The organism is Monashia sp. HAY1-5C (assembly GCF_056755255.1).
Genome location: NZ_JBPGXG010000046.1, coordinates 1 through 22,846, shown reverse-complemented (window position 1 = coordinate 22,846; position 22,846 = coordinate 1). Strand labels below are relative to the sequence as shown.

General features: G+C 73.2%; 19 protein-coding genes. 6 read left to right on the top strand and 13 right to left on the bottom strand.

Features of this window, described 5'->3' with window-relative positions:
• Positions 1 to 2: 2 nt before the first annotated feature.
• A complete protein-coding gene (locus tag ACR9ZK_RS09335; RefSeq protein ID WP_481341620.1) occupies positions 3 to 1,190 on the bottom strand; it encodes a low temperature requirement protein A in 1,188 nt (395 codons plus the stop codon).
• A gap of 92 nt (positions 1,191 to 1,282) precedes the next feature.
• On the bottom strand, positions 1,283 to 2,629 hold the full coding sequence (glmM, locus tag ACR9ZK_RS09330) for a phosphoglucosamine mutase (RefSeq protein ID WP_481341619.1): 1,347 nt from the start codon (positions 2,627 to 2,629) through the stop codon (positions 1,283 to 1,285).
• A 265-nt stretch (positions 2,630 to 2,894) separates the two neighbouring features.
• Here glmM and ACR9ZK_RS09325 point away from each other — a divergent pair, with 265 nt between their 5' ends.
• Positions 2,895 to 3,704 carry a hypothetical protein gene (locus tag ACR9ZK_RS09325; RefSeq protein ID WP_481341618.1) on the top strand — a complete coding sequence of 270 codons (810 nt, stop codon included), beginning with the start codon at positions 2,895 to 2,897 and terminating at the stop codon, positions 3,702 to 3,704.
• A gap of 49 nt (positions 3,705 to 3,753) precedes the next feature.
• Positions 3,754 to 4,074 (top strand): hypothetical protein, encoded by a 321-nt coding sequence (locus ACR9ZK_RS09320; RefSeq protein WP_481341617.1) that lies wholly within the window; start codon positions 3,754 to 3,756, stop codon positions 4,072 to 4,074.
• Positions 4,075 to 4,160: 86 nt separating this feature from the next.
• Here ACR9ZK_RS09320 and rpsI read toward each other — a convergent pair whose 3' ends face one another.
• Both rpsI and rplM read right to left on the bottom strand, forming a co-directional pair.
• Positions 4,161 to 4,664, bottom strand: coding sequence for a 30S ribosomal protein S9 (gene rpsI / locus ACR9ZK_RS09315; protein WP_481341616.1), 504 nt, complete (start codon positions 4,662 to 4,664; stop codon positions 4,161 to 4,163).
• Between the two features lie 42 nt (positions 4,665 to 4,706).
• A complete protein-coding gene (rplM, locus tag ACR9ZK_RS09310; protein ID WP_481341615.1) occupies positions 4,707 to 5,150 on the bottom strand; it encodes a 50S ribosomal protein L13 in 444 nt (147 codons plus the stop codon).
• A gap of 280 nt (positions 5,151 to 5,430) precedes the next feature.
• On the opposite strand from rplM, the gene ACR9ZK_RS09305 reads away from it, so the two are divergent.
• Positions 5,431 to 6,066 carry a winged helix-turn-helix domain-containing protein gene (locus ACR9ZK_RS09305; protein ID WP_481341614.1) on the top strand — a complete coding sequence of 212 codons (636 nt, stop codon included), beginning with the start codon at positions 5,431 to 5,433 and terminating at the stop codon, positions 6,064 to 6,066.
• Complete coding sequence (locus ACR9ZK_RS09300) at positions 6,063 to 7,490, top strand: MFS transporter (RefSeq protein ID WP_481341613.1); 1,428 nt, start codon at positions 6,063 to 6,065, stop codon at positions 7,488 to 7,490. Before ACR9ZK_RS09305 ends, ACR9ZK_RS09300 begins: the two co-directional genes overlap by 4 nt.
• 37 nt (positions 7,491 to 7,527) lie before the next feature.
• Here the strand turns inward: ACR9ZK_RS09300 and ACR9ZK_RS09295 are convergent, their stop codons facing one another.
• The 3 genes from ACR9ZK_RS09295 to ACR9ZK_RS09285 form a co-directional block, all read right to left on the bottom strand.
• Positions 7,528 to 8,469: an aldo/keto reductase gene (locus ACR9ZK_RS09295; protein ID WP_481341627.1), complete on the bottom strand. Its 942-nt coding sequence runs from the start codon at positions 8,467 to 8,469 to the stop codon at positions 7,528 to 7,530.
• A 188-nt stretch (positions 8,470 to 8,657) separates the two neighbouring features.
• Entirely contained in the window at positions 8,658 to 14,447 is a 5,790-nt protein-coding gene (gene pulA, locus ACR9ZK_RS09290; protein ID WP_481341612.1) for a pullulanase-type alpha-1,6-glucosidase, read from the bottom strand.
• Positions 14,448 to 14,600: 153 nt separating this feature from the next.
• Positions 14,601 to 15,671, bottom strand: a complete 1,071-nt coding sequence (locus ACR9ZK_RS09285; protein WP_481341611.1) for a MerR family transcriptional regulator — start codon at positions 15,669 to 15,671, stop codon at positions 14,601 to 14,603.
• 196 nt (positions 15,672 to 15,867) lie between these two features.
• On the opposite strand from ACR9ZK_RS09285, the gene ACR9ZK_RS09280 reads away from it, so the two are divergent.
• Positions 15,868 to 16,149, top strand: coding sequence for a WhiB family transcriptional regulator (locus tag ACR9ZK_RS09280; RefSeq protein WP_481341610.1), 282 nt, complete (start codon positions 15,868 to 15,870; stop codon positions 16,147 to 16,149).
• A gap of 15 nt (positions 16,150 to 16,164) precedes the next feature.
• Here ACR9ZK_RS09280 and ACR9ZK_RS09275 read toward each other — a convergent pair whose 3' ends face one another.
• From ACR9ZK_RS09275 to truA, 6 genes are all read right to left on the bottom strand, one after another.
• Positions 16,165 to 16,722, bottom strand: coding sequence for a YbaK/EbsC family protein (locus ACR9ZK_RS09275; protein WP_481341609.1), 558 nt, complete (start codon positions 16,720 to 16,722; stop codon positions 16,165 to 16,167).
• Positions 16,723 to 16,820: 98 nt separating this feature from the next.
• Complete coding sequence (locus ACR9ZK_RS09270) at positions 16,821 to 17,882, bottom strand: nitronate monooxygenase (RefSeq protein ID WP_481341608.1); 1,062 nt, start codon at positions 17,880 to 17,882, stop codon at positions 16,821 to 16,823.
• Positions 17,883 to 17,997: 115 nt separating this feature from the next.
• The gene (locus ACR9ZK_RS09265; protein WP_481341626.1) at positions 17,998 to 19,680 is read right to left on the bottom strand and encodes an ABC-F family ATP-binding cassette domain-containing protein; all 1,683 of its coding nucleotides are present in this window, start codon (positions 19,678 to 19,680) and stop codon (positions 17,998 to 18,000) included.
• Positions 19,681 to 19,773: 93 nt separating this feature from the next.
• Positions 19,774 to 20,436, bottom strand: coding sequence for a hypothetical protein (locus ACR9ZK_RS09260; protein ID WP_481341607.1), 663 nt, complete (start codon positions 20,434 to 20,436; stop codon positions 19,774 to 19,776).
• Positions 20,421 to 21,047: a hypothetical protein gene (locus tag ACR9ZK_RS09255; RefSeq protein ID WP_481341606.1), complete on the bottom strand. Its 627-nt coding sequence runs from the start codon at positions 21,045 to 21,047 to the stop codon at positions 20,421 to 20,423. Before ACR9ZK_RS09255 ends, ACR9ZK_RS09260 begins: the two co-directional genes overlap by 16 nt.
• Before the next feature lie 81 nt (positions 21,048 to 21,128).
• Positions 21,129 to 22,085, bottom strand: a complete 957-nt coding sequence (truA, locus tag ACR9ZK_RS09250; RefSeq protein ID WP_481341605.1) for a tRNA pseudouridine(38-40) synthase TruA — start codon at positions 22,083 to 22,085, stop codon at positions 21,129 to 21,131.
• A gap of 166 nt (positions 22,086 to 22,251) precedes the next feature.
• Here truA and ACR9ZK_RS09245 point away from each other — a divergent pair, with 166 nt between their 5' ends.
• Positions 22,252 to 22,797 (top strand): AMIN-like domain-containing (lipo)protein, encoded by a 546-nt coding sequence (locus tag ACR9ZK_RS09245; protein WP_481341604.1) that lies wholly within the window; start codon positions 22,252 to 22,254, stop codon positions 22,795 to 22,797.
• The last annotated feature ends 49 nt before the right edge of the window (positions 22,798 to 22,846 follow it).

Genomic DNA, 22,846 nt, shown 5'->3' with positions numbered 1-22,846 from the left:
CCTCACCGCAGGCTCCCGGCCGCGGGCGCCCCGCGCGTGCTCCACACGTGCTCGGCCACCGACAGCGCGAGGACGAGCCCGGTCCCGGCCACCGACAGCCCGATGGAGGGCGACACCAGCGCCACGGCCAGCGTCAGGGCGGCGACGACGGCCGCGAGGCGCAGCTGACCGCGGTCACCGTCGACGACGCTGTGCAGCGCCCCCAGGACGAGCACGTAGAGGGAGACCGCGACCGCGAGCGCCACGGCGACGAACCGGACGCTCGCATGGGACTCGTGGGTCGCGACGTCCACCGACGCCGCGAGCGCGGCCCCCGTGCCCGCCACCGAGACGAAGACGAGGTAGTGCCCGTAGCCGGCGGTGAGGTTGTGCCGGAACGGCCCCTCGAACAGCTCGAGGTGGTCGCGCTTGAAGTAGATCCACCACAGCGCGTAGACGATGAGCAGGCCACCGACGACGACGCCGGCGAGGTCGAGCCCCATCCCGTGCCCCAGCGCGCCCGCCACCGCCTGCACCGCGGCGAGGACGACCTCGCCGAGCACGATGATGGTGAACAGCGCGTACCGCTCGGTGATGTGGTGCGGGTGGAAGGGCGTGCGGACGCGTCGCTCGGCCACGACCGGCACGAGGAGCTCGAGCACGACGAGCACGAGGAAGGTCACGTACAGCACCACCTCGCCGTCGAGCAGGAGGCGCAGGATCCACAGCACCTGCACGAGCGCGATGCAGACGGCGTAGCGCAGGGCCGTGCCGCGGCCGTCCGGGTCGCCGTGCGCGGCCCGCAGCCACAGGCCGACCATGGCGAACCGCATCACCGCGTAGCCGGAGACGGCCAGTCCGGACTGGCCGTCGTCGAAGAGGTCGCCGATGCCGGCTGCCAGCATGAGCGAGCCGGTCATGATGACGAACGTCAGCAGCCGGTAGGACACGTCGTCGCAGTCGTAGGCCGACGCGAACCACGTGTAGTTCATCCACGCCCACCAGATGGCGAAGAAGACGAGGAGGAACTTGAGCAGGTCGGCGGCGTGGCCCTCGCTGAGGCCGTGGTGCAGCTCGGCCCCGTTGGAGGCGATCGCGACGACGAAGACGAGGTCGAAGAACAGCTCGAGCGGCGACGCGACGCGGTGCTGCTCCTGCGGGTCCCTCGGACGCATCCGGCGATGCAGCGGGACGACGGAGATCGGGCTCACCCGCCGAGTGTGCCAGCGTCCGTCACCGGCCGCCGGGCCGCCCGGCCGCGGGCCGCCCGGCCGCGGGCTGCCCGGCGCCGGCCCCGCGCGCTCTAGAGGCTGAGCTCGGCCCTGACCACGCCGACGAGGCGGTCGGCGAGCAGCCGGGCCTGGTCGCCGTCGGCGGCCTCGACCATGACGCGCACGACCGGCTCGGTGCCGGACTTGCGCAGCAGCACGCGTCCCGTCGCGCCGAGCTCGTCCTCGGCGCGCCGCACGGCCTCGGCGACGACGGCGTTGGCCTCGAGGGCCGACTTGTCGACGTCCTTGACGTTGACGAGCACCTGCGGGAAGTGCGACATGACCGTCGCGAGGTCCGACAGCGGGTGACCGGTGGCGGCGACCCGGGAGGCGAGCATCAGACCGGTGAGGGTGCCGTCGCCGGTCGTGCCGTGGTCGAGCATGACGACGTGGCCGGACTGCTCACCACCGAGGACGAAGCCGCCCTCCTTCATCCCCTCGAGGACGTACCGGTCGCCGACGGCGGTCTGCACGACGGTGATGCCGGCGTCCGCGAGGGCATGGATCATGCCGAGGTTGGACATGACGGTGGCCACGAGGGTGTCGCCGCGCAGGACGCCCTGCTCCTTCATGGCCAGGGCGAGGATCGTCATGATCTGGTCGCCGTCGACCTCGACGCCGGCCGCGTCGACGGCCAGGCAGCGGTCGGCGTCGCCGTCGAGGGCGACACCGAGGTCCGCCCCTGCCTCGACCACCGCCTTCTGGAGCGCCTCGAGGTGCGTGGAGCCGAAGCCGTCGTTGATGTTGATGCCGTCGGGCTCGCAGCCGATCGTCGTCACGGTGGCTCCGGCCTCGCGGAAGACGCGCGGGGCGACCTGCGACGCCGCGCCGTGCGCGGCGTCGACGACGACGTGGAGGCCGTCGAGGCGGTGCGGCAGGACGGACAGCAGGTGGGCGACATAGCGGTCGGCGCCGTCCTCGAGCGGCGTGATGCGTCCGACGTCACCGCCGACCGGCCGCTGCCAGTCGTCGCGCAGGCGGGCCTCGATGCGGTCCTCGAGCTCGTCGGCGAGCTTGTGGCCGCCCCGGGCGAAGAACTTCAGGCCGTTGTCGGGCATCGGGTTGTGCGAGGCCGACAGCATGGCGCCGAGGTCGGCGTCCTGCTCGGCCACGAGGTAGGCGATCGCCGGCGTGGGCAGCACCCCGGCGTCGCGCACGTCGACGCCGGCCGACGCCAGCCCGGCGATGGTCGCCGCGGTCAGGAACTCGCCGGAGGCCCGGGGGTCGCGCCCGACGACGGCGACGGGGCGGTGCCCGTTGAACTCCCCGACCTCGCCGAGGACGTGCGCGGCCGCCACCGACAGGTCGAGGGCCAGCTCGGCGGTGATGTCCTTGTTCGCGATGCCACGGACGCCGTCCGTGCCGAAGAGTCGAGCCACGCGTTTGTGCCTTCCCGATCGGGTGGCCCGCGGCCGACCCAGGTCATGTGCTCGGACGACCATACCCCCCGGAGGGCGGTGCCACCGCCCGGCCCGGGACGCTCGGCCGCTCAGGCGACGTCCGGTTCGTCCCGATGTCAGGCGTCCCCGCACGAGGCGCCAACTGGCAGGGAACCGGCAGCATCCTCCCACCACTTTCCCGGACGGCGGCCACGACGATGTGCGCCATCGCGCTCCGATCGGAGCCCCCGGTGAAAGGATCCGCATGAGTCATCGACGTTCGCGTCTGATGGTGGCCGTCGCCGCCACGGCGACCGCGCTCTGTCTCGGTACGGCCTTCGGTGCCACGAGCGCCACGGCCAGCAGCACCCTGAGCGACACGATGAGCAGCACCGACGCCGCCCCGGCCGTGTCGGGCGGCGTCACCGACCCGCACTCACCCGCGTACGGCCACCCGTACCGGCACGGCGCCGTCCCCACGCGCGAGCTCAACACCCAGATGCACCGGTGGGAGGCGCAGACGAAGGGCTCGCGACCGGCGGCGAGCAAGACGCTGTCCTACGGCGGCGGCGTCGACGGCATCGGCGTCACGAGCGGCACCCCGAGGGTCTACCTCGTCTTCTGGGGCAGCCAGTGGGGCTCGCAGGGCACGGACACCGCTGGCAACCTCACCTTCACCGGAGACCCGAAGCCGGGCGCTCCCCTCGTGCAGAAGCTCTTCAAGGGCCTCGGCACCGGCGGCGAGGCGTGGTCCGGCGTCATGACCCAGTACTGCGACGGGCCGCTCGTGGCGAAGGGAGCGACGTCGTGCCCCGGCGGGAGCGGCGCACGTCGGCTACCCGACCGGCGGCGACCTCGCCGGCGTCTGGTACGACGCCTCGACCGCGGCGCCGTCCTCCGCGACGGCCAAGCAGCTCGGCGACGAGGCGGTCCGGGCGGCCGGCCACTTCGGCAACACGACGGCCTCGAGCAACCGCTACGCCCAGTACGTCGTCCTGTCGCCGACCGGCACGCACCCGGACGGGTTCAACACGCCGTCCGGCACCTTCTGCGCCTGGCACGACTACAACGGTGACCCGTACGTCGGGTCGGCCTCGCCCTACGGGGACATCGCCTTCACGAACATGCCGTACGTCATGGACATGGGCACCAGCTGTGGCCAGAACTTCGTCAAGGCGGGGACGGCCGGGACCGACGACGGCTACACCATGGTCGAGGGCCACGAGTACGCCGAGACGATCACCGACCAGAACCCGGCCGGCGGCTGGACGAACACCACCTCGCGCACGTACTCCGGGCAGGAGAACGCGGACGAGTGCGCCTGGATCTCACCGTCCTGGGCCGGCTCCGGCAACGTCGCGACGACGCAGGGCTCCTTCGCGATGCAGTCGACGTGGTCCAACGACACCAACCGCTGCGACCTGGCGCACGCGACCGTGAGCTGACGCGTCGGCCCCGGGCACGACGAAGGCCCCCGAGCAGCTGCTCGGGGGCCTTCGTGCACGCGGGGGGCGCCGGGTGGCGCGGCGTGTCAGCGCTTGCTGTACTGGGGCGCCTTGCGGGCCTTCTTGAGACCGGCCTTCTTGCGCTCCGGGACGCGGGCGTCGCGGGTGAGGAAGCCGGCCTTCTTCAGCGCCGGCCGGTTGAGCTCGGCGTCGACCTCGTTGAGCGAGCGGGCCACGCCGAGGCGCACCGCACCGGCCTGGCCGGAGGGGCCACCGCCGTGCACGCGGACGAGCACGTCGTAGGAGCCCTCGAGCTCGAGGATCGTCAGCGGCTCGCGGACGATCTGCTGGTGCACCTTGTTCGGGAAGTAGTCCTCGAGCGCACGGCCGTTGATCTTCCACTCGCCGGTGCCCGGCACGATGCGGACGCGGGCGATGGCCTGCTTGCGGCGGCCGGTGGCCGAACCGGGCGTCGAGACCTGGCGGGAGCGCTTGGCCTCGCCGGTCACCGAGGTGTCGGACTCGGACGTGTACTCGGTGAGCTCGGGCTCGTCGGTGTCGAGGACGCCCTCGTTGATGATGTCAGTCACGGTGTCTGTTCGCTTTCTACGCAGCAGCGGCGGCGCCGGGCCTTACTGCGCGACCTGGGAGATCTCGAAGGGGACGGGCTGCTGGGCCGCGTGCGGGTGCTCGGCACCGCGGTAGACCTTGAGCTTGGACAGCTGCTGGCGGGCCAGCGAGTTCTTCGGGAGCATGCCCCGGATCGCCTTCTCGACGGCCTTCTCGGGGCTCTTGGCGAGCAGCTCGGTGTAGGAGGTGGAGCGCAGGCCGCCCGGGAAGCCCGAGTGGCGGTAGGCCTTCTTCTGCTCGAGCTTGGCGCCGGTGAGGGCGACCTTCTCGGCGTTGACGATGATGACGAAGTCACCGGTGTCGACGTGCGGCGCGAACTGCGGCTTGTGCTTGCCCCGGAGCAGGATCGCAGCCTGGCTCGCGAGGCGTCCGAGCACGACGTCGGTGGCGTCGATGACGTGCCACGTGCGAGTGACCTCGCCGGGCTTCGGGGTGTACGTGCGCAATGGAGTCTGCCTTCTCGCTTCAAACGATGGATGCGTGCCGCCCGGGCGATGACCCGCGCCGGTCCGAGGCGCTGGACGCGGGGCCGCGCTGGTCCGCGCGGGCTCCGGGCATCGCTCTGCCGGTTCGGCACAACAGTCGTCAAGTCTACGGAGCGTCCGGCCCGCAGCCAAATCCTCGTGACGAACGCGCCGAACGGCCGCTGACCTGCGGTGATGCACCGCAGAACGCGCTATGCAGAACCCTTGTGCAAACAGATTGTGCAAAGGTAGTGTGCACACTATGGCTGCACACCCCCCGACGCCGGACAACGTCTGGCTCACCCCCGAGAGCCTCCGGGTCCTCGCGCACCCGCTCCGCTCGCGCCTCCTCGGCGCCCTCCGCCGTGGCGGCCCCGCCACCGCCACCGACCTCGCCACCGCCCTCGGCACCAACTCCGGCGCGACGAGCTACCACCTGCGCAAGCTCGAGGCGGTGGGCCTCGTCGAGGACACCGGCGAGGGCGAGGGCAAGCGCCGCCTCTGGCGCGCCAGCTCCGAGTTCCACTCCTGGCACCCGAGCGACTTCGAGGGGGACGAGGACTCCGAGACCGCGCTCAACTGGCTGACGCGCGACTACGCGCGCCACTTCGCCGAGCAGTACGACCGCTGGCTCGACGTGTCGATGACGTGGCCCGCCGCGTGGCAGGACGCCTGCGGGTCGAGCGACGCCGCCGTCCTCGTCACGCCCGAGGCCCTCGAGCAGCTGCGCGAGGAGATGTGGGACCTCGTCGAGCGCTACCGGCGCCTCGGCCAGGGCAACCCGAACGCCCGGCGGATCGCGGTCTACGCGTTCACCTACCCCATCGACCTGGACCGCCCACCCGGACGCGGCCCCGGCGGCCCCGGCGAGGGCTCCCGCGCCGGCGGCGGGCGATGAGCGCGGCTCGGCGGGCCGTGCTGTCGCCCGCGGCCGCCCGACGCGTCTTCCTCCTCCTGAGCCTGACCCGGTGGTTCCCCGTCGGTCTCGTCGTCGGCCTGCTCACCCTCTGGCAGCTCGAGCGCGGCCTGACCGTGTCGCAGGCGATGACGGTGTCCTCGGCGGCCGGCCTGACGATCTTCGTCCTCGAGCTGCCGACGAGCGGGTTCGCCGACGCCTTCGGGCGCAGGCCGGTCTTCGTCGTGTCGGCGGTCGTCAACGTCGTCGCCAGCGCCCTGCTGCTCGCCGCGCACACGTACTGGATGTTCCTCGTCGCAGCCGTGCTCACCGGCGTCTTCCGGGCGCTGGACTCCGGGCCGCTCGAGGCGTGGTTCGTCGACACCGTGCACGCGACGACGCCGGGCGCCGACGTCGACGCGTCGCTCGCCGCGCAGGGCACGGTGCTCGGCGGCGGCATCGCGAGCGGCGCACTCGTGTCGGGCGCCCTGGTGTGGTGGCACCCGTTCCAGGGTGCCTCGGCCCTCGTCCTGCCGGTGGCGGTGTTCGTCGCGCTCAACGTCGTGCACCTCGTCGCCGTGCTGGCACTGCTGCGGGAACCGCGCGCGGCCGAGCACGTCGACGTGAGCGGCCTGCGCCGGGCCGTCGCCTCGACGCGGGAGGCTCCCACCGTCGTGCGCGAGGGCCTCGGCATGCTGCGGGGCAACGCGGTGCTGCGCGGCATCGTCCTCGTCGAGGTCTTCTGGTCGACCGCCATGATCGTCTTCGAGACCTTCCAGCCGATCCGGCTCGCCGAGCTCGTCGGCGGCGAGGAACGCGCCGGCGCCATCATGGGTCCGGTGGCCGCGGCCGGCTGGGCCGTCTTCGCCGTGGGCGCGACCCTGTCCGGGTGGTCGAGCCGCCGCATCGGGGTGGCGCGCACCGCGGTCCTCGCCCGCGTCCTCAACGGGCTCGGTGCCGTCGTCATGGGCCTCGTCGCCGGACCGGCTGCCCTCGTCGCCGCCTACGGCGTCACCTACCTGCTGCACGGAGCGGCGGGGCCGGCCCACTCGACGCTGCTGCACCGTGAGGCGCAGGCCCGCAACCGCGCCACCGTGCTGTCGATGAACTCGATGGTCGCCTCGGCCGCCTTCGCCGTCGGTGCGTCGGTCATGGGCGTGCTCGCCGATGCCACCTCGACCCAGGCCGCGATGGTCTGCGCCGGTGCGGTCAGCATCGTCGGGGCCGGGTTCTACCGGGCCGCGAGGCGCGCCGAGGTCGACCGAGACACCCTGGCCGGGTCGGCACCCGACACCGCGGTGCCCGACACCACGGTGCCCGACACCACGGTGCCCGACACCACAGTGCCCCATGCCACGGCGCCGGCGACCGGGGCGCCGACCTCCTCCCCCACACCCGGTCGGGAGCCCGTGTCGCCCGCCCGGTGAGCACCGGTCACCGCGGCCGGCGCGGCGACGGACGGCGTCAGGCGGGTGGCGTGGTGATGTCGTCGAGCTCGGCCAGGTCCTCGGGGCTCGGGTCCCACGCACCGGCGCGGACGTTGTCGAGCACCTGCTCGGGACGCGTCGCACCGGCGATGACCGAGGCGACGGCCGGCTGCGCGGCCAGGCCGCCGATCGCGACGTCGACGAGGCGCAGGTCGCGACGGGCGGCGAACGCCTCGAGGGCCTCGAGGGTGTCCCAGTCCGCGCCGGCGAGCCGGTCGGTGTTCGCCGCGAGGCGTGCGCCCTCCGGCGCCGGCTCGCCGCGTCGGTACTTGCCCGTGAGCAGGCCGCTCGCGAGCGGGAAGAACGGCAGCAGCCCGACGCCGACGTGCTCGCACGCCGGGACGAGCTCCTCCTCGACGTCACGCTCGAGCAGGGAGTACTCGTTCTGGGCCGACACGAACCGGGCCGTGCCGGCTGCGCGCGCGGTCCAGTCGGCGTCGACGACCTGCCAGCCGGTGAAGTTGCTGCTGCCGATGTAGCGCACCTTGCCCTCGCGGACCAGCTCGTCGAGGGCCGCCAGGGTCTCGTCGACCGGCGTCACGGGGTCGGGGCGGTGCAGCTGGTAGAGGTCGATCCAGTCGGTGCCCAGGCGCCGCAGGCTGGCCTCGACCGCCTTGCGCACATAGCGCCGCGAGCCGCGCACGCCCCAGTCGGGCCCGTTGGAGCCCTGCATGTCCATGCCGAACTTCGTGGCGACGACGACGTTGTCGCGCTCGGCGCCCAGGGCCAGCCCGAGCATCTCCTCGCTCGCGCCCTGACCGTAGATGTCGGCCGTGTCGAAGAGGGTGACGCCGGCGTCGAGGGCGGTGCGCACGACAGCGTTGGTCGCCTCCTGGTCGATGCGACGGCCGAAGTTGTTGCAGCCGAGCCCGACCGTGGAGACGGTGAGGCCGCTGTCGCCGAGCTGTCGGTACGTCATGTCGGTCACGCGTCCAACGTAGACCCGGCCCGCACCCGCCGGGCGGTGGAGCGATCCCGACCGCGACTCGCGACCACATGGCGCGTTGTCGTGGCCGTGCAGCGATCCCGACCGCGACTCCCGACCACATGGCGCGTTGTTGCGGCCGACGACCTCCCCTGGGTGCTTGACGCCGTTGGTCGGAGGCGTCAGTGCGGCAGGACGAACACCGCGACGGTGCGGGCCGGGACGGTCAGCGTCGACGTCGAGGCGTCCCACGTGGACCGCCTGACCACTGGGTCGGCCCCGCCGGCCTGCACCGGGCTGAGCGCCAGCGCCCCGGTGAGGCCGGGCACCTTCTGCGACACGGCGTCGGGCGTCGCGTTGAACACGACGACGAGGCCGTCGAGCCGCGGGTCGGCGTCGGCGCCCATCGTGTCGTCGATGCGCATGACGACGACGCCGGCATGGGCGTCGGCAGTGCCCGAGGCCGGGAACGACACCTTCGACTCGATGGCCGAGGCCGAGCCCAGGCGGAACAGCGGGCTGCTGAACCGCAGGCGCAGCAGGTCTTCGGCCATGGCGCTCGCCGACTGCACGTCGCTCGCGCCCGGCTTGAGCGCCGGGTTCGCGAGCAGCGGCTTCATGTAGGACCACTTGTTCGAGTTCGGTCCCTCGGGCGGGAGGCCGTGGCCGAACCCGTTGTCCGCGCCCGTCCAGTCGAGGCGGTTGAACCAGTCGCCGCTGTCGTAGGAGTCGCGGTCGAGCGACTTGCTGCGCAGCAGGTCCGCACCGGCGTGCCAGAACGAGGGCGTCTGTGCCAGAGCGGTGGTCGCGAGCGACAGGGTGTTCATCCGCACCCGGTCGGTCATCGACGTCGCGACAGGCAGCTTGTACGTCAGGGCGTCGAAGAGCGTCTCGTTGTCGTGCGCGTCGACGTAGCTGACGACCTCGTCGGGCTGGTCGGCGTAGCCGGCGGGTGCCCCGTTGTAGTCGACCTTGTCGCCCCGCACGACCTGTCCGCTCTCCTGGCTGCGGAACTGGAAGGCCCGGAGGTTGCCGGCGAGGCCGAGCTGCACGAGGTCGGTGTCGTGCGCCAGACGCGTGGCTGCTCCGTCGTTGACGGCCGCCCCGTTCGGGTCGGTCGCCTCGCCGGAGCCGAAGCCCTGGCGGCGCGGGTCGTCGTCGAACGGCCCACCGCCGCGGACGGCGTCGCGCAGCCGGTCGCTGAAGGTCCCGATGCCGGTGCCGCCGAGCTGGCCCTGCGTGGCCTGGGTGAACCGGGCGTTGTCCGCGACCTCGCCGAAGTTCCAGCCCTCTCCGTAGAGGTAGATCGCCTTTCCGTCGACGCCGTCCTCGGCCGGCGTCAGGGCATCGAGCGCCGAGCGCACCGCGAGCAGGTTGTCGCGGCTGTGGTGGCCCATGAGGTCGAAGCGGAAGCCGTCGACCTTGTAGCTGCGGGCCCACGACACGACCGAGTCGACCATGAGCTTCTGACCCATCGCGTGCTCGGTGGCGACGTTCTGGCAGCACGTCGAGGTCTCGACCGCACCGCTGGCGTTGAGCCGGTGGTAGTACCCCGGGACGACCTTGTCGAGGACCGACTGGTCGGCCTGGCCGGAGGCCGCCGTGTGGTTGAAGACCTGGTCGAGGACGACGCGCAGGCCGTCCTGGTGCAGGGCCCCGACCATGGTGCGGAACTGGGCGACGCGCTGGCCACCGTCGGCCGCCTGCGTCGTCGAGGTGTACGAGCCGTCCGGGACGCTCCAGTGGTAGGGGTCGTAGCCCCAGTTGAACGCGTCCTTGCTCGCGACCGCCGTGACGCACTTCTGCTGCGCGTCGCTGTCCGGGGCGTAGGAGGGCAGGTCGCACTGCGGCGTCTGCTGCTTGGCCTTGTCCTCCTCGATCGAGGCGATGTCGAAGGTCGGCAGCAGGTGAACGGTGTTGAGACCCGCCTTGGCCAGGGCCTTGAGGTGGGCCCGACCGTCACCGTTCTCGGCGAAGGCCAGGTAGCTGCCGCGCAGGGCGGCCGGCACCTTGGCGTCGCTCATCGAGTAGTCGCGCACGTGCAGCTCGTAGATCGTCGAGTCGACGTCCTTGGTCAGGCGCGGCGAGGGGGTCGTGCGCCACGCCGACGGCATGAACGCCGGGTCCGCGAGGTCGACGGCCACCGAGCGGGTCGAGTTCGGCGTCAGCGCCACCGACGCCGGGTCGGTGACGACGTTCGTCTCGACCTTCTGCGTGCTCGGCGCCCACACCTTCACCTCGTAGAGGTACCGGGCGTTGCGACCCGCGCTGCCGAGCGAGGTGGACCACGAGCCGTCCGTCGAGCGCGTCATGGCGGTCCGGTGCGCCGTCGCGACCGGCTGGTCGGCCGAGCCCGCGGCCCAGGTCAGCAGGGTCACCTGTCGGGCCGTCGGGGCCCAGACGCGGAAGCCCACGCGGCCACCGGAGACGCTGACTCCGTAGGCGCCCCGGCTCGCCGCCGTAGCGTAGAGCGCGTCGAGGGCGATCGCCGTCTGGGCACCCGTGGCGTCGAGCAGCGCGCCCGACGAGTCGTACATCGCCACGGCCACCTGGCCGCGGAGGATGTCGCCCATCTGCCGTGCCGTCGCCTGGTCGGTGCGCAGCGCCACGTAGCCCTTGAGCTCGGGGTGGGCCGCGACGAGCGAGGCCGGCAGGCCCGCGGGGTCACGCGTCAGGGTCGCGACCGAGCCACCGGTCACGGCCTCGGCGTCGACCGCGAGGCCACCGGTCGCCGACCAGTGCAGGCGCCAGGAGAGCGTCGCCGGGTCGGTGCCGGCCGGCAGGCCCGCGGCCGGCCAGGCGACGAGGTCGGGGCCGACGACGAACGCCTTGGCCTTGGTCAGGTCGGGCGCGGCGCCGGCCCGCGAGGTCTTGACCGAGATCTGGTGCGTCGCGAGGACGTAGCTGATCGTCGTGACGACGCCGTCGGAGGGCACCGTGAACGCGATGTTCGCGCCGCCGGGCGCGCCACCGGCTCCGTAGTTCTCGTCCCACGTCAGACCGTGCGCGACCTTGAGCTCGTAGCTGCCGGCCGGGATGGCATCGGTGCTGGAGGTGTACGTGCCGTCGCCGTCGGGGTCCTGCAGCCACGAGCGCATGCAGTCCGGCGCCCAGTCGCCGGGGCAGCCGAGCTCGCTCTGGAACGAGCCGGGCGCGGTGATGATCGGCCCCTGCGCGTCGCTGGTCACCCAGTGGCTGCGGTGGTCGTAGTAGAAGCTGACCGACCCGCCGGCCGGGACCGTCAGCGGGATGTTCGAGCCACCCTTGAGGGCGCCCGCCCCGTAGTTCTCGTCCCACTTCCTGTCGATGGCGGCCTTGTACTCGTAGTCGCCGGCGGGCAGGCCGGTGTACGAGCCCTTCCAGATGTCATCCTTGGGGTCGAGCGCCAGCTGGGCCTGCGCGCAGTCGGGCTGCCAGTCACCCGAGCAGCCCATCTCGCTGTTGTCGCTGCCGGGGACGCTGACGTTGCCGGGCTGCGTGACCGGTCCGACGCCGCCGCCACCGCCGCTGCCGCCCGGCGGGGCGGGGTCGCCGACGACGCCGTACGTCGAGGTCGCCGACACGTGCCCGGCGAGGTCGCGGGCGAGCACGCGGTACTCCATGAGCGTGCCCTTGGCGTAGCCGGTGACGTCGTGGAAGACCCGGTACGGGGCGTTGTCGTCGGTGCCGATGGTGGACCACTCGGACGTGCCGGTCGGACGCGCGAGGAAGGTGACGTCGGCGAAGGTGTCGCCGGGGACCGCCGCCGAGATCTCGGCACGGCCGCCGACGACGCCACCGGCGCTCGGGGACAGCGGGTACACCGGCGGGGCCGTGCGCGAGACCTCCATCGTCGAGTCGGCGCGGAAGACCTTGACCGACAGCGGCGGGACGCTGACGGTCACGCGCCCCGACGCGTCGGCACGGACGTCGCCGGGCCCACCGAGCAGCGGGCTGAACCTCGAGCGTGCCGAGTAGGTCTGGAAGGTCGCCTGCTTCGTCGACGTGGCGTTGTTGGCCACGACGAGGTACTCGCGCTTGGCCGCCTTGTCGATGCGGCTGACCGCGTAGATGCCGGCGCTGTCGCTCGCGTAGCGGTGCACCTGCGCGCCGTCGGCGAGCGCCGGGTTGGCCTGGCGCAGCGCGGAGAGCGCGGCGATGCTGCGGTACAGCGGGGCGCCCGTGTCGTAGTGCGCACCGGTGCCGGCCTTCTCGGTGCTGCCGACGATGGTGTCGTCGGCGTAGTCGGCAGTCTGCGTCGGGAACATGTCCTGGCGCGCGCGCTTGTCGTCGAAGCCGGAGGTCGGGCCGGTGAAGCCCTGCTCGTCGCCGTAGTAGACGACCGGCTGGCCGCGGGTCAGGAACATCATCGAGGTGGCGAGCCGGTCGCGGTCGAGCAGCTCCTGGCCGGAGTAGCCGGCGGCCTGGAGCATGGCGCCGACGCGGCCCATGTCGTGGTTGCCGAGGAAGGTCGGCAGCTCGTAGGCGTTGGAGTCGGTGTCGGTGTACCAGTCGTCACCGGCGAAGAGGTCGCGGATGCCGGTGGTCGCCTTGCTCTGGGCGAACCCGAGGGCCGCGCCCTGGAAGCCGAAGTCGAGAGTCGCGGGGAGCCTGCCCTTGGTCGTGAACTGGCTGGTGTACGACGGGTTTGCGTCGTACACCTCGCCGAACATGAAGAAGTTCTTGCCGTTCTGCTTCGCGTGGTCGAGGATCGCGGGCGAGAACTGCTGCCAGAACTGCAGGTTGACGTGCTTGGCGGTGTCGATGCGGAAGCCGTCGACGCCGACGTCGACCCACGGCTTGTAGATGTCCTCCATGCCCCTGACGACCTCGTGGTTCTCGGTGAACAGGTCGTCGAGACCGGAGAAGTCGCCGTACGTGGCGGACTCGCCGGCATACGTCGAGTCGCCGCGGTTGTGGTAGAGCGTCACGTCGTTGAGCCACGCCGGCACCTTGACGTCCTTGTCGGCGTCGGCGACGACCGGCACGTACGGGAACGAGGTCGCCGGGTCCATCGCCGGGAACGTGTCCTTGCCGGCGTAGTCGGCGTCGTCGAAGGCGTTGCCCTGGGCGTCGCGGTAGGGCTTGTCGGCCTTGGGGACGTAGGTGTACTCGCCGTCCTCGTAGGAGATGACGTCGGCGGTGTGGTTCGTGATGATGTCGAAGTAGACCTTCATGCCCTTGGCGTGCGCCGCGGCGATGAGGTCCTTCATGTCGGCGTTGGTGCCGAGGTGCGGGTCGATCTGGGTGAAGTCGGTGACCCAGTAGCCGTGGTAGCCGGCGCTCGCGTCCGACCCGGAGCCCTGGACGGGGCGGTTCTTGAACGACGGGGTCAGCCAGATCGCCGTCGTGCCCAGGCCCTTGATGTAGTCGAGCTTGCCGATGACGCCCTTGAGGTCGCCACCGTGGTAGAAGCCCATGTTCGTCGGGTCGTAGCCGGTGACGAGCCGGTCGCCGGTCAGGCCACCGCGGTCGTTGGTGGCGTCGCCGTCGGCGAACCGGTCGGCCATGACGAAGTAGAACCGCTCCCGCGTCGAGCCGGTGCGCAGCGACTGGCCGGCGAGCTGCGCGTCCGCCTCGGTGGCGGCCCCAGGCAGGTCGGTCGGGGCGATGCCGACAGCATGCGACGCGTCGTCGTAGGTGATGCGCAGGCGCTCGGGGCCCGCGAGGACGAGGGGGATGTTCGAGCCGCCGCCGTCCTTGCCGTAGCTCTCGTCCCAGGCGTGGTCGATCGCGACCTTGAGCTCGTAGGAGCCTGCGGGCACGTCGAACTCGGCGGAGTACGTGCTCGTCCCAGCCTGGCGGACGAGGTCGGTGGCCCCGCAGTCGGGCTGCCAGTCGCCCGGGCAGCCGAGCTCGCTCTGGAGCGACCCGACGAGGGTGGCAGTTCGCTCGGCGGCGCGAGCGGTCGAGGGCCCGGCGAGCGGCATGACGGCCCCGGCCAGGACGAGGGCGGAGACGCTGGCGGCGGTCAGGGCCGGCCTACGGCGCATGTGCACTCCTTCGTGCAGGGGAAGGGCCGGCGGGTCCCACGCGTTCGTGGAGGGTCCCCGTCGCCGGCCATCCGGCAACGTAGCGTCCGGTTCGTCCCCCGCGCCAGAGGTTCGCTGCAACTTTTTGCAATCTGTGCCAGATTCTTGCGGGGCTCAGGCGAAGGCGTCGCGTCCGTTCGCCAGCAGGAGGCGGTCGACCGCCGCGCCGAGGTCGTCCACGTGCACGACCTCGATGCCGGGGGCCGGATCGGGCGTCGGCTCCGGCCAGCCGGGCCCACCGAGCACGACGACGACGGGGTGTCCCGCGTCGGACAGCAGCGTCCAGAACGGCTCGTCGGTGGGTCGATCGAGCGAGGCCCAGAGGAACACGACGCGAGCCCGAGCCTGCACGACGGCGTCGACCATCGACCGGGCGGGAACGCGCGCCCCGAGGAAGACGCTCCTGGCCCCGCACCGGGCGAGCTCCGCCTCGACCGCGACGACCGGCAGGTGGTGGTGCTCGTCGTCGGCGCTGCCGAGCAGGACCGGCGCCCCGGACACGCGCTGCCGGTTGGCTCGGACGACCGAGCGCAGCTCAGCCTGGAGGAGCTCGCTGGCCAGGTGCTCCCCCTGCACGCCGAGCGACCCGTCACCCCAGCGCTCGCCGACGAGGCGCAGGGCCGGCGCGAAGACCGATCCCCAGGCCTCCCGGAAGTCGAGCTGCCGCAAGGCCTGCCGGTAGTAGGCGACGAGGGAGCTCGCGTCGAACCCCATGGCGGCCGACACGATGCCGTCGACGAGGACCTGGGGCGAGAACGACGGCTCGGGCACGTCGTCCTGCGGCGCGGCGGCGCGGCGGCCACCGGCGGGATGGTCGAGCACCGGGGCCGAGCCCACCCACTCGCCGCCGGAGCTCGCGAGCCGTGCGGCGACGCCGGCGTCGGTCAGGCCGGACACCGACTCCGCAGCCGCGTGCGCGGGGACCCCGTGACCGGTGAGTCGCGCCATGAGCTGCACCCGCTGGACGTCGGCGGGTCCGTAGCGTCGGTGGTTGCCGTGCGTCCGGTGGGTCGGCCCGAGCCCGTACCGCCGCTCCCACGAGCGCAACGTCGACGCGGACACCCCGAGGCGCTCCGCGACCGCGCCCACCGACCAGCTGAGCTCGGGCAGGTGCCGGGCCGGCATGCCGACGTCGGACCCCCCGTCCCGGGTGGTCCCGTCGTGTGCCGTCACGTCGTCGCTCATGTGTGCCTCACCGAACAGCCCGGCCCTCCGGCGCTCACCGCCGCCAGCTCCCGCCGCCCGGCGACACGGCCGGTGCGACGACCTCACGATAGAGGCATCGACAGATCTTGTGCAACTGCGTGAGTTGTGCATAAGTTTGGCCTGCACGATCCGGCCGCCGTCCGGCCGCGACCCGAAGGAAGGAACGAACGACCCCATGAACGTGACGCGACTTCCCCGCCCCGTGCACGAGTCCTACGAGTGGCAGGAACAGGGCCTGTGCCGCGGTGCCGACGTCGAGCAGTTCTTCGCCGACGACCCCGACCTCGGGCAGGTCGCCCGGCGCGAGCGCACCGATTCGGCCAAGGGCGTCTGCGCCTCGTGCCCCGTCGTCCGCCAGTGCCTCGAGCACGCGATGCGGGTGCCCGAGCCCTACGGCATCTGGGGCGGGACCACGGCTGCCGAGCGCTCGCGCCTCCTCTGGGACGCCGCCGGCTGAGCCGCCCCTCGCACCTCAGCCCCTGGGGTCCGGGCCCGGCGAGGCGGGCAGGGCCAGCTCGACGACGTCCGCACCGGGCAGCCCGGCCAGGCTCGCCCCGTCGAGCAGCAGCTTGGCCCCCCGCAACCCGGCGCCGATGACGACCGGTCCGGCCGCGACGACGTTCGCGTCCACGAGCACCGGCCAGCCGTCCGGCAGCCCGACGGGCGTGATGCCGCCCTGCTGCATGCCGGTCAGCGACTCGGCCAGGGCCTGGTCGGCGAAGGAGATCTTGCGCGCCCCGAGGTGCCTGCGCACCACCCGGTTGATGTCGGCCCGGTCGGTGGCGAGCACCATGACCGCCGCGAGCGTCGTGACCTCGCCGCGACGCGCCTCGACGACGACGCAGTTGGCCGACGCCTCCGGCGCGACGTCGTAGGCCGCGCAGAACGCGGCCGTGTCGGCGAGCGCGGCGTCGATGGGCGCGACCCGCGCCCCGGGGACGAGGGGGATCGCCGCGGCGACGGGCGGCGCGAGCAGGTCGGGCCGCTCACCGGCCGGGACCCACTGGAGGCTTCCTTCCGCTGATGCCATGGGCCCACCGTAGGCGGTGCCGCGGACCGCACGGCGACGCGCCCTCCGGCCTCGGGGGTGCACGCCGTGCCATCGGTCCGGCGCGACGGCGGGTCGGGTCAGCGTGGCAGGAGGCCTGCGACCACCGTGGCCGACGGCACGGGACGCGCGGCCCGCCAGCCGGTTCCCGCCCAGAGGGCGAGGTGGTCCGGGCGGTCGGCCGCGGCGGACGCGCGACGCAGCGGCACCGTGACGTGGTGGACCTCGGGGTAGGCGGCCGGCGCCGCCTCCGAGTGCCGCCGGACGAAGTCGGACTCCAGCGAGCGGGCCAGCCGCCCGGAGAAGGCGCGCGTCACGCACGTCGTCGTGAAGGCCGGGTCGGCGAGCGCACGCCGGTAGGCCAGTCCCGTCCCTGCCTCCGGCGTCAGGAGCAGCACCGTGCCGACCTGGACCGCCGCGGCACCGGCCCCGAGCAGCGCGGCGACGCGGTCGGAGTCGCTCACGCCACCGGCCGCGACGACCGGCACGTCGGCCAGACGGGCGACCTCGGCCACGAGGTCGACGAGGTCGGACGCGTCGGGGCGGGCCTCCGGGTCGAGCGTGCCGCGGTGTCCGCCGCCCTCGTGACCCTGCACGACGAGACCGTCGACCCCGGCGTCGAGCGCCGCCTTCGCCTCGGACGCGTCCGTGACGGTCGCGAGGGTCAGCGACCCGCCTCGACGCAGCGCGCCGAGGACCCCGGCGTCCGGCAGCCCGAAGGTGAACGACACGACCGGGACCCGCTCGCGGACCAGCAGGTCGACCTTGCGGTCCCAGTCGTCCGTGTCGCCAGGGTCCGGTTGCGGCAGCTCGACGCCCAGGCGCTGCGCCTCGGGCAGCAGCCGCTCGCGGTAGGCCGCCACCGCCGCCACGCGCCGGGCGCCGGCGAGCCCCGCCCGCGTCGGGTAGGTGTTGGCCGACGCGGGCACGAACAGGTTGACCCCGAACGGCCGGTCGGTCGCGTCCCAGACGTCGGCGACCTGTCGCGCGAGCTGCTCGGTCGTCAGGTACCCGCCCGCGAGGAAGCCCAGCCCACCGGCGTCGCCGACCGCCGCCGCGAGCTCGGGCGTCGAGGGACCGCCCGCCATCGGGGCACCGACGACGGGGACCTCGAGCAGGGACACCAGCGGGGAGTCGGCCATGGACCGACGCTACCGGTCGGCGCCGCGGCCCGTCACCGCGCCGCCACCCGTCACCGCGCCGCCACCCGTCACCGCGCCGCCACCCGTCACCGCGCCGCCACCCGTGGCCGGGCCCTCAACGGGGACGGACGACCCGGCCCTCGTCCCACACCGGCTCGTCCGACTCGTACACCCGTCCGTCCTGGCCGAAGACGAGGAACCGGTCGAAGCCGCGCGCGAACCACCGGTCGTGGGTCACCGCGACGACGGTCCCCTCGAACCGGTCGAGGCCCTCCTCGAGCGCCTCGGCGGACTGGAGGTCGAGGTTGTCCGTGGGCTCGTCGAGCAGCAGCAGGGTCGCGCCCGACAGCTCGAGCAGCAGGATCTGGAACCGTGCCTGCTGCCCGCCGGACAGCGACTCGAACCGCTGCTCGCCACTGCGCGCCAGGTTGTAGCGGTCGAGCGCGCGGGCGGCCTCCTCCCGCGGCTTGCCCGGCCGGTGCTCGTCGCCGCGGTGCAGGATCTCGAGCAGGGTGCGGCCCACGAGCGTCGGGTGCTGGTGGGTCTGGGCGAACCAGCCGGGCCGCACCCGGGACCCGAGCCGGACGAGGCCCTGGTGGGCGACCGGGCCGGGCCGGATGTCGCCGACCGGCCGGTGCTCACGCTCGGGGTCGGTGCCACCCGAGGCGACCAGGCGCAGGAAGTGGGACTTGCCCGAGCCGTTGCTGCCGAGGATCGCGACCCGTTCGCCGTACCAGACCTCGAGGTCGAACGGCTTCATGAGCCCGGTCAGCTCGAGGGCCTGGGCGACGACGGCCCGCTTCGCCGTCCGTCCGCCGGCGAGCCGCATCCGCACGTGCTGGGTCATCGGCGTCGCCTCGGGCGGCCCGGCGTCCTCGAACTTGGCCAGCCGGGTCTGTGCCGCCTGGTAGCGCGAGGCGAGACCGTCGTTGTAGGCCGCCTTCGTCTTGTACATGAGCACGAGCGCCTTGAGCTTGGCGTGCTCCTCGTCCCAGCGGCGACGCAGCTCCTCGAGGCGGGCGTTGCGGTCCTCGCGGGCCTGCGCGTACGTCGAGAAGCGCCCGGGGTGCACCCAGAGCGTCGCACCGGCAGCGCCCGGCTCGAGGGTGGCGATGCGGGTGGCGACCCGGTCGAGCAGCTCGCGGTCGTGGCTGATGAACAGGACCGTCTTCGGCGAGGCCACGAGCGCCTCCTCGAGCCAGCGCTTGCCCGGGACGTCGAGGTAGTTGTCCGGCTCGTCGAGCAGGAGCACCTCCTCGGGCCCCCGGAGCAGCGCCTCGAGGACGAGACGCTTCTGCTCACCGCCGGACAGCGTGTTGACGGCTCGCCACTGCGCCTTCTCGTACGGGACGCCGAGCGCCGCCGTCGTGCACTGGTCCCAGAGCGTCTCCTGCTCGTAGCCGCCCGCCTCACCCCACTCGACGAGGGCATGGGCGTAGGCCATCTGGTCGTCCTCGGAGTCGCGCTCCATCATGAGCAGCTCGGTGCGGTCCACCTCGCGCGCGGCCGTGCGGATCCGGTCGGGCGCCACGGACACGAGCAGGTCACGCACCGTCGAGTCGTCGCGGACGGACCCGACGAACTGCCGCATGACGCCGAGGCCACCGGAGCGGGTCACCGCCCCGTCGTGGGCGGCGAGGTCACCGGCGATGATGCGGGTCAGCGTCGTCTTCCCGGCGCCGTTGGGGCCGACGAGGGCCACCTTGGCGCCCTCCCCCACGCGCAGCGAGACGTCGCCGAGGAGCGGCCTGCCGTCGGGCAGGCTGAAGGAGACCGAGTTGACGTCGACGTGACCCACGAGGGTCAAGCCTGACGCATCGGGCCGGGTGCCGTCACGCCGATATCCCCGACCGGCCGGAGGGCCGACGAGCCGGCGGGCGGGCGGGAGCACTCAGCCCCACGACCACCCGTCGAGCACGGCCTCGTACGCCGCCAGCGCGGTCGGGTCGCCGGGGTCGTAGGTCAGCCGGATCGCGTACGCCTTCTGCGTGAAGACCACGATGTAGTAGACGTGGCGCACGTCCTCGGACTGGTCGACGACGATGCCCTGCGCCGAGTAGCCGGCCACCCGCCGCTCCGGCGCGGCCTTCGGGCGGAAGCCCTTCTCCTCGAAGCCGGAGCGCAGGGTGTCGACGACGTCCGGGAGGCTCGAGGACCCCACGTCGAACGGCCGCTCCACCGCGATGAACCCGGGAACGTCGGAGTCCTGCGGCTGCACGAGGGTGTCCGGCGGCGGGTCGAGGTCACGCTCGGCTGAGGACCACCCGGCGGGGACGGGGTAGCTGTACTCCAGGCCACGGACGCGGTCGTCGCTGAGGGCGGCGGGTGGCAGCTGGGTGGGCAGGGGCTCGATGAGGTGCCCCGAGCTGTCCGTGGTCGGCGCCGTCGAGGACGGCAGCAGCACGATGCCGGTGTCGGTGGGAGCCGGCGGCGCCGGCGGCGGGTCCTCGCTGCACCCGCCGAGCAGCACCGGCCCGAGCACGAGCGCCACCGTGGGGAGGGCCGAGCCGAGCCGGTTCACGGCCTGCCGTCCCGCGGTCAGGACCACGACCACGACGAGAGGATCTCGTCGAGCTCGGTCATGGCGTGGTCGGCGTCCTCCTGCGAGGAGGACAGCGTGAACAGGAAGACGCGGCCCTGGTGGACGAGGCCGTAGGACCGGGCGACGACCTTGATCCCCTGCTGCTCGAACGAGGTGGTGAACCCGGTGGCGGTCGCCCCCGCCACGGACTTGTCGGGGGCCGACGACACCGTGCGTCCGGCCGCCTCGACCTGCGCGCGGCCCTTGTCCAGCTCGTCGCGCAGGGTCCGGCCGTCGCCGGGACTGCTGAGCACGACGAGGTTGTTGGCGAAGCTGCCGACCTTCCTCGAGGACAGCAGCACGAGGTCGATGTCCGCCACCTCGTCGGCGCGGTCGGTCGCCTCCGCCCAGCCCTCCGGGGGCACGGCCGTGAAGGTCGCCGAGCGACTTCGGACGGCGTCACCCTCCGCCGACTCACCCCCCGCGCCCGACGACGTCGCCGCCGGGCTCGAGGCCGATGACGTCGCCCCGGTGCGCGCCCCGGACGCCCCGTCCTGTCCGTCGGAGTGCGTGGAGCAGCCGGTCAGGACGAGCACGACCGTCAGGCCGATGACCGACGCGACGCGGGAGGGGCGGGCGACCATGCCGAAGATCCAACCACAGCGCCAGGAGCAGCGCCCTGCCGCCTTCAGGGCGCGGACGGCACCCCGACGGGACGACGGCGCTCAGCCGTCGTGCCCGGCCGGCCCGTCACGGCGCGCTCGCGACTGCTCCACGCGGGCCGCGAGCCCGGCGTCCGCGGGGTAGCGCACCTCCTCGAGGCTCAGTCCGTGCGGGGGCATGACGTGCACCTCACCGGCCCGTCCGCCCCGCGCGAGCAAGGCCGCCGGCCACCCGACGGGGCGCCTCCCCTCCCCCACGGCCACCACGGCGCCGACCAGCGAGCGGACCATCGAGTGGCAGAAGGCGTCGGCGCGCACCGTCGCGGCGAGCACGCCGTCGTCGAGGCGACGCCACGAGAGCTCGAGCAGGGTGCGCACCGTCGTCGCCCCGTCCCGCTGCCGGCAGAACGCGGCGAAGTCACGCAGCCCCACGAGGGCCCCCGAGGCGGCGTCCATGGCGTCGGCATCGAGCGGCCGGCGCCACGCGACGGTGTCGAGGCGGCGCAACGGGTCGTGCCGCGCCTGGGGGTCGGCGAGGCGGTAGACGTACCGTCGCTCGAGCGCGGCGAACCGGGCGTCGAACCCGGGCGCGGCGGGCGCGGCGCGGTGCACGACGACGTCGGGGGGCAGCACGCCGGCCAGCCGCCGCACGAGCGCGTCTGCCGGGTCGCGGTCCGAGCGCCCGGGCACGGCGGACCAGGAGTGCGGGTCGACGTCGACGTGCGCGACCTGCCCGCGGGCGTGCACCCCCGCGTCGGTGCGACCGGCGACCGTGAGCCGCAGCGGCTCCGTCGGGCGCAGCACCGTCGCGAGGCCGTCCGCGAGCACGCCCTCGACGGTGCGCCGGCCCGGCTGCGCCGCCCACCCGGAGAAGCCGGTGCCGTCGTAGGCGAGGTCGAGCCGGACCCGCAGCGTGCCGGGTCCGGTGGGTCCGGTGGGTCCGGTGGGTCCGGTCCGCCGGTCCGACCCGCCCGGACCATCCGGCCCGTCCGGTGGCTGCGGCGTCGTGTCGCCCGTCATGTCGGACAACCTATCCGGCGTCCTCGGCACCGTGCCCAGCGCCGTCGCGGGCCGGGCGGCGGAGGCGACCTTCGCCTCCGCTCCGCGTCAACCGACAGGGCCCGTCACCCGTCTCACAGGTGGGACCGGGCACGGAGCCCGGCCCCCAAGCACCAAGGGGGCTCACATGTTCGCGACACCACGTCGTCGTCTCGCCGTCGCCGCCGCAGCCGCCGTCCTGGCGGCCGCCACCACGAGCGTGGCCACCGCGTCTCCCGACGCCTCGGCCGCGCCGTACTGCGGCATCACCTGGGGCTCGCTCGCCAAGAGCACCAGTCCCACCGCAATGTGGTCCGGACGCGTCACCGGCGCCCGGGCCGGCCAGCACAGCTGCTACGACCGGCTCGTGCTCGACCTCGCACCCGGCAGGGGCCGCGTCGGCTACAACGTCCGCTACGTCGAGTCCGTCACCGGCCCCGGCAGCGGGCTGCCCGTCCCGGTCGCGGGCGGCGCGAGGCTGCAGGTCACCGTCGATGCGCCCTCCACCCTCGGCACGAGCACCCGCACCTTCACCGGCTGGCGAACCTTCCGCCAGCTGAAGGACGTCGGCAGCTTCGAGGGGTACACCGACTACGGCCTCGGCGTCCGGGCTCGCCTGCCCATGCGGGCCTTCGTCCTGACCGATGCCGACGGCGGACGGCGCCTCGTCGTCGACGTCGCGCACGCCTGGTGACCGGTGTCAGACCTGTCTCTTATACACATCTGACGCTGCCGACGACGGA

What these genes read in the sequence shown, in the direction of transcription:
- ACR9ZK_RS09325 (WP_481341618.1), top strand. Translation starts at nt 2,895, where the DNA reads ATGAGTCATCGACGTTCGCGTCTGATGGTGGCCGTCGCCGCCACGGCG.
- ACR9ZK_RS09320 (WP_481341617.1), top strand. Translation starts at nt 3,754, where the DNA reads ATGCCGTACGTCATGGACATGGGCACCAGCTGTGGCCAGAACTTCGTC.
- ACR9ZK_RS09305 (WP_481341614.1), top strand. Translation starts at nt 5,431, where the DNA reads ATGGCTGCACACCCCCCGACGCCGGACAACGTCTGGCTCACCCCCGAG.
- ACR9ZK_RS09300 (WP_481341613.1), top strand. Translation starts at nt 6,063, where the DNA reads ATGAGCGCGGCTCGGCGGGCCGTGCTGTCGCCCGCGGCCGCCCGACGC.
- ACR9ZK_RS09295 (WP_481341627.1), bottom strand. Translation starts at nt 8,469, where the DNA reads ATGACGTACCGACAGCTCGGCGACAGCGGCCTCACCGTCTCCACGGTC.
- pulA (WP_481341612.1), bottom strand. Translation starts at nt 14,447, where the DNA reads ATGCGCCGTAGGCCGGCCCTGACCGCCGCCAGCGTCTCCGCCCTCGTC.
- ACR9ZK_RS09285 (WP_481341611.1), bottom strand. Translation starts at nt 15,671, where the DNA reads ATGAGCGACGACGTGACGGCACACGACGGGACCACCCGGGACGGGGGG.
- ACR9ZK_RS09280 (WP_481341610.1), top strand. Translation starts at nt 15,868, where the DNA reads ATGAACGTGACGCGACTTCCCCGCCCCGTGCACGAGTCCTACGAGTGG.
- ACR9ZK_RS09275 (WP_481341609.1), bottom strand. Translation starts at nt 16,722, where the DNA reads ATGGCATCAGCGGAAGGAAGCCTCCAGTGGGTCCCGGCCGGTGAGCGG.
- ACR9ZK_RS09270 (WP_481341608.1), bottom strand. Translation starts at nt 17,882, where the DNA reads ATGGCCGACTCCCCGCTGGTGTCCCTGCTCGAGGTCCCCGTCGTCGGT.
- ACR9ZK_RS09255 (WP_481341606.1), bottom strand. Translation starts at nt 21,047, where the DNA reads ATGGTCGCCCGCCCCTCCCGCGTCGCGTCGGTCATCGGCCTGACGGTC.
- truA (WP_481341605.1), bottom strand. Translation starts at nt 22,085, where the DNA reads ATGACGGGCGACACGACGCCGCAGCCACCGGACGGGCCGGATGGTCCG.
- ACR9ZK_RS09245 (WP_481341604.1), top strand. Translation starts at nt 22,252, where the DNA reads ATGTTCGCGACACCACGTCGTCGTCTCGCCGTCGCCGCCGCAGCCGCC.